The following is a 5415-nucleotide window of genomic DNA, read 5'->3' as shown; positions in this document are numbered from 1 at the left end:
GGCTGGGGTCATGCGTCGACTCCTTGGTCGGGCGACAGGCCGCCCGGCATCGTGTGGACGAAGAGTGAACGCTGCTGGACCGCGTCGGCCAGAGCGGGCCCGGCCCGCAGGACGGCGGCGAACGGGAAGGGGAGTTCGCGGCCGAGAAGCGGGTGCGGCGTGTCCGGGGTGCCGGGGTCGGCGAGGCAGATCAGGGTGGGGGCCAGGAAGACCAGCGAGCCGTGCCGGTGGAGCAGCGGACGGGTGGTGACCACCTCGTCGGCGGGCTGGATCAGCCGGTGGGCCAGCTCCGCGATACGGGGCGCCATGACGGGGTCGGGGATCGCGGCCTGCGGATGGGCAGGGTCGGGCGGCTGGATGCCTATGGCGTCCAGCCGGGCTCCGAGAACGCGGGCGACCGGGGCGGGGTCACCGGCGCAGAGCACGGTGCGGACGTTCTTGCAGAACCGGCCGCTGTTGCCGGCGACCAGGGGGGTCAGCCAGTCGGCGGCGGCCTGCGGGTCGTGGTCCGCCGGGACCAGGGCACAGCCCCGGCCGGGGCCGTGCAGGGTGAGGGTGGGCAGGTCGGGGAGCTGGGCGGCGATGCCGTCGCCGCCGTAGATGATCTGACGGTCGGTAAGGGTGATCAGCGTGGGGAGGACCTCGGGGACAGTGGTGTAGCAGGCCAGCCGGCGGCCAACAGGGCCGCCACCATGCGGACAGTGGAGAGCGGTTCCCGGCGGCTGGGACGGATCCAGACCGTTTCGCTGGTCAGTACGGCGTCGAGTACCGAGACCAGACAGGTGAAGGTGTTGGCGGGCAGCGAGACCAGCGTGCGGGTGGCCTGCGGCCCGGGCGGTGGCGTTCCGGCGGGGAGGCTGTCGCGGAGCAGGGTGATCCACTGCTCGGTGAGTGGTTCCGGGAGCCCTGCGACCGAGGCCATCGCTGCCCGGAAACCGGCCGCGTCCTGGTCGCCGAGGCTGCCGATCGGCAGAGTGCCCTGGTCGAAGAGGTCCAGGGCACGGCGTACGATCCGCAGCCGCTGGGTGTGGTCCGGCGGGGGGCCAGGAGGCGTACGGGAGCGCCGGGCATCGGCGGCGATCAGGGCCCGGGGAACCAGTGACAGCCGCCATCCCCCGCCGCCGGGCAGTGGGGCGGAGTCCAGCGAGTCGTACCACTCACCCCGCCGGAACACCGGCACGGTGCCTCCGCCGGGGGCGGCCGGGCCGGCCGGGGCGGCGCCACCGGCAACCGCCGGGGCGTCGGACGATCGGTCAGGCGCCGTCATCGGCGGACCAGGGTCGGGTCCAGCGGCTGTCGGTGCGGGCGCCGTCGAGCTGGAAGCGGAGGTCGGCGGACAGCCGCATCCGGTGGGTGCCGGTGTCCAGAGAGGCGTGGACGATGTGCGGGGTGTGGATGGTCAGGTCTCCGGTGGTGTAGTCGGCCCACAGCCAGCGGCGGGCCGTCCGCTCCGCCGTCCACCGCAGGTCGTGGCTGATCGGACGGGAGTCGTGGGGACGGTCGGTGACGTCGCGCAACGGGTCCAGCTGGTCGGGGGTCAGGGTGTGGGAGCCTTCGAGGTAGATCAGGCCGCCCATCGGCAGCGGGCAGTCGCCGAGCGGGATCCAGGTGGTGAGCAACTGGTCGGTGCCTCTGGTCATGTACTCGTAGTCGGTGTGGGCGCGGGAAGCGCGCAGGGACCCGAGGTAGAAGTGGCGGACGATCTTCCGGGGTAGTAGCTGCGCCGGGCCCTGCAGGAGCGTTTCGGCGAGCCGGCGCAGCACCGGCTGCTCGCTGAACCGCTGGAACTGCGGGGAGCGGACGAAGCTGTGGGCCGGGTGGCCGGGTACTCCGTACTCCCCTGTTCCGGCGGGCACGGTACCCGAGTAGACACCGCTGACCGGTGGTGTTCCCGGGGCGAGGAATCCGGGGTCGAGCTGGGCGAAGTACTGCTCGCGCAGTCGCAGCACCTCGTCCGGGTCGAGGACTCCACGGAGCAGGAGGTGGCCGTCACGGCGCAGCCGCTCGCGGAGCGCGGTGGGCTCGGCGAGCAGGTCGGAGCTGTCCGTCATCGGCACGAAGTAGGTGTCGTTGAAGGGGATGGCCGCTCCGTTGGAGGTCAGCCCACTTACCGGGCGTGCCGTGGTCATCGCGATGTCCGCTCCCTGCGGGGTGGGTGACGGGTCAGCAGAGGTTGGCCAGTTCGGTACGGAGGGCGGCCAGGGTGCGTTGCTGCTGGGCGGGGGTGATCGACGGGTAGAGCGGCAGGCAGATGTGGTGGGCGGCGAACCAGCGGGCCTGCGGAAAGTCCCGGGCCGGCGGGGCACCCTGGGCGGTGAAATACGGCTGCTCGCAGAGCAGGGTGTCGTAGACCTCACCGGCCAGGGCGACACCGTGCCGGGTGCGCAGCCGGGCCTTGAGGGTGGCCCGGTCGACACCGTCCGGCAGGTACGCCAGGTACTTGTAGCCGTTGGCGGTGACCCCGGCCGGGACGTCATAGCGGCGGAGTCCAGGCACCCCGGACAGATGTTCGTCGTACCGGGCGGCGAGCGCCTGCCGGGCCCGGGTCGCCGCGTCGAAGCGCTCCAGTTGGGCGAGACCGATGGCCGCGTGCACCTCGCTCATCCGCCAGTTGCTGCCGGGGCAGTCGTGCAGGCCTGCCTCGTAGGCCACCTTGCCGTGGTCCCGCAGCCGGCGGACGGTGTCCAGTTCGGCGGGGCCGGGGGTGGTCAGGATACCGCCTTCGGCGCTGGTCAGAACCTTGGTCGGGTAGAGCGAGAACGCTCCGTAGGAGCCGAAGGTGCCGGCCGGGGCCCCGTCGAGACGGGAGCCGAAGGCGTGCGCCGCGTCCTCGACCAGCGGGATCCCCCGGGCCCGGCAGGTTTCGGTGACCTGGTGGATCGCGGGGGAGATCACGCCGCCGATGTGGACCACGGCGACGGCCGCCACATCGGGGTGCCGCTCCAGGGCCTGTTCCAGCGATGCGGGGTCCAGCCCCAGGCCGTCGAGCTCCATGTCGACGAAGTCCACGACGGCCCCGGCGCGGACGGCGGCCGCGGCGGTGGCGAAGAAGGTGTTGACCGGGACCAGCACGGTGCGGCCGGCCACCCCGATGGTACGGAAAGCGATCTCCAGCGCGGCCGAGCCGGAGCTGACCGCGACCGCCTCCCGACCCACCCAGGGTTCGGCCCGGGCCTCGAACTCGGCGACCTGCGGGCCGAGGGTGAGTGTCCCGGAGGCCAGCGCCTCGTCGACCCGGTCCGTCACCTCCCGGCGGGCCGCGACGTCGAACCGGAGCCGTAGCGCGGGCACCGGTACGGCGGGCCGGACAGCGTTCTTGCCGAGGGCGTCGAGGAAGAAGGCGGTGGCACGTTCGGGATCGGTGGCGTGGCCCATGGGCAGGCCGAGAATCTCCAGCCGGTGTTGGGCGGAGCCCAGCGCGTAGGCCTTGCGGAGCTGTTCGGCGGCCGACTCGGTGTCCTGACGGCTCAGCGTCGGGTCGATGGTGCCGTACTGGACCTGGAGTGGTGCCGGGCAGAGAGCGGCGTAGAGGTCGGGCAGGTCGGCATGGCGCAGGATGCCCGGGAGCATGGCCACCGGGTTGCCGCTGAGGAGTTCGCCGTGGAGCAGCGGGTAGCTGCCGAGGTGGCTGGCGGCGCAGAGCGGGAGTGGTTCGCCGTCCTGCAGCAGGGCGGTGTGCAGGGCGACGGCGGCGCCCAGGCTGTGGCCGAACAGCCCGATCCGCTCCGGGTCGGCGTCCGGGTGCCCGCGCAGCCAGCCGAGCGCGCCGAGGGCGTCCTCGACCAGCGCGCCCAGCAGCGGCTGGCTACCGAGGCTGAACGCCTGGGTGAGGACCGCGGCCTCGTCCCGGCCGGAGAGCAGGGCGGCTGGCAGGCCGCCGTCGAGTCCATAGTCGACGGTGAGGGTGAGCAGTCCGGCCCGGGCCAGCCGCTCAGCGATGTTGCGGTCCGGGTGATCGGGCGGCTTCAACCCGGTGACCTGCTCCAGGACCGCCCGCCGGCCCGGGCTGACCAGTACCGCCGGCCGAGGACGGGGCGGTCCGGAGGGCGCCAGCAGCACCGCCCGGATGCCGTCCCGCGCAGGGGAACGAAGCTCGTACCGCTCGACCCGGAGCCCCGGCAGCTCCCCGGTGGTCCGCCGCATGGTTTCCAGCGGGGTGACGGAGCCGGGGTCGACGTGGGCGAGCCGAGCGACGGCGGAGCGGATCCGCCGGTTCTGGCCGGCCGGGTCGGTCCGCTCGGACGACGTGTGACGCAGCGCGGTTTCATCGGCGAACCTGCGTCGTAGCCGGGAACTCTGCACGGGCGATCCTTACAGTCGATCAGACGGAGCGGGTGGTCAGACGAAGTCGGCGTGCAGGGTGGCGGGGACCTCGACGCGGTAGGAATCGAGCGCGTCGTCCAGGTGGATCTTCCCGCGCCGGAGCCACTCCAGGAGTTCGTTCTGCGGCCGGTAGAAGCAGGACTTGTACAGATCGGTGCGCTGTGGGTTGGATTCCTCCCACGAGGCCCGCCTTCCGCCCTCGAGTATCTGTAGGTATCCTTCCTTCAGCACGTTCCCGATCAGATAGCGGCTGTTGAGGTGCACCTGCGGGCAGGGATACAGATTTCCGTCGGCGCCGACGGCGGTGACGAAACGGCTGTAGTGGCATTTTTCGAAGTCGCCCTCGACCTCCTCCACCTGGTCCATGGGGCCCCGATCGAGTTTGGGTACTGAAACCTCGAAATCTGTTGTCGCCATCTCCGCCGCGTCGTTCAACCCGGCTGTGATATCGGCCATCATGGTCTTGATCGTGTCGTGTCCGAGGCCACTGTAGAACTCGGGCTCGAAGCGCACGTAGTGGGCGCCTGAGTCATGTGCGAGTCGGGCCGCCTGGCGGATTTCGCGGTAGTTCTGGGCGGTGATGACGAAGTTGAATCCGATGCGGAAATCCGGGTCGACGGCGGCGGCGCGTAGCCGGCCCGGCGACTCCAGAAATGTCCCGAAGGTGCCGTCACGGTCGTGGGTGATGTCGTTGAAGGTCTTCTCGGTGCCGGCGTTGAGGCCGATCCGGACCCAGGTGTGGGTCTCGGCCACGCATTCCCTGATGCCCGGGTGGGTCAGCCGGGACCCGTTGGTGATCAGCCCGATCCGCAGCCCGGCCGCGGCCGCGGCGCGGGTGATCTGCTGGTAGCCCGGATGGATCGTGCATTCGCCGCTGCCGCAGAAGGTGACCGCCCGGCCGCCGGTGGCGGCGAACTCGTGCATGAGCCTGACGGCGGCATCGGTTTTTATCGAGTCCTTGAAGGAGAACAGGTCGTAGAAGTTGCAGAATTTGCATCGCATGTTGCAGGCGCCCATGATGCCGATCCGCATGTGGATCGGGCGGATCTCCTCGCCGTTCACGAATTTACGGACCATTTCTTCGTGTGCCAG

5 protein-coding genes are annotated in these 5415 nt (G+C 71.0%); all 5 read right to left on the bottom strand.

Annotation, left to right across the window (positions count from 1 at the left end):
- Positions 1 to 8: 8 nt before the first annotated feature.
- Entirely contained in the window at positions 9 to 425 is a 417-nt protein-coding gene (locus tag CM1CMNOD_RS11030) for a hypothetical protein (RefSeq protein WP_043603547.1), read from the bottom strand.
- Between the two features lie 200 nt (positions 426 to 625).
- A complete protein-coding gene (locus CM1CMNOD_RS11025; protein ID WP_043603544.1) occupies positions 626 to 1267 on the bottom strand; it encodes a hypothetical protein in 642 nt (213 codons plus the stop codon).
- Positions 1254 to 2129, bottom strand: coding sequence for a phytanoyl-CoA dioxygenase family protein (locus CM1CMNOD_RS11020; RefSeq protein ID WP_013873729.1), 876 nt, complete (start codon positions 2127 to 2129; stop codon positions 1254 to 1256). Before CM1CMNOD_RS11020 ends, CM1CMNOD_RS11025 begins: the two co-directional genes overlap by 14 nt.
- A gap of 34 nt (positions 2130 to 2163) precedes the next feature.
- Positions 2164 to 4302 carry an aminotransferase class I/II-fold pyridoxal phosphate-dependent enzyme gene (locus CM1CMNOD_RS11015; protein ID WP_013873728.1) on the bottom strand — a complete coding sequence of 713 codons (2139 nt, stop codon included), beginning with the start codon at positions 4300 to 4302 and terminating at the stop codon, positions 2164 to 2166.
- A gap of 36 nt (positions 4303 to 4338) precedes the next feature.
- The coding region (locus tag CM1CMNOD_RS11010; RefSeq protein WP_206438278.1) for a radical SAM protein at positions 4339 to 5415 on the bottom strand (1077 nt) is incomplete at its 5' end.

It is taken from the genome of Protofrankia symbiont of Coriaria myrtifolia (genome assembly GCF_900634755.1).
Lineage (GTDB): Bacteria > Actinomycetota > Actinomycetes > Frankiales > Frankiaceae > Protofrankia > Protofrankia coriariae.
This window is presented reverse-complemented; position numbering and strand designations above follow the sequence as displayed.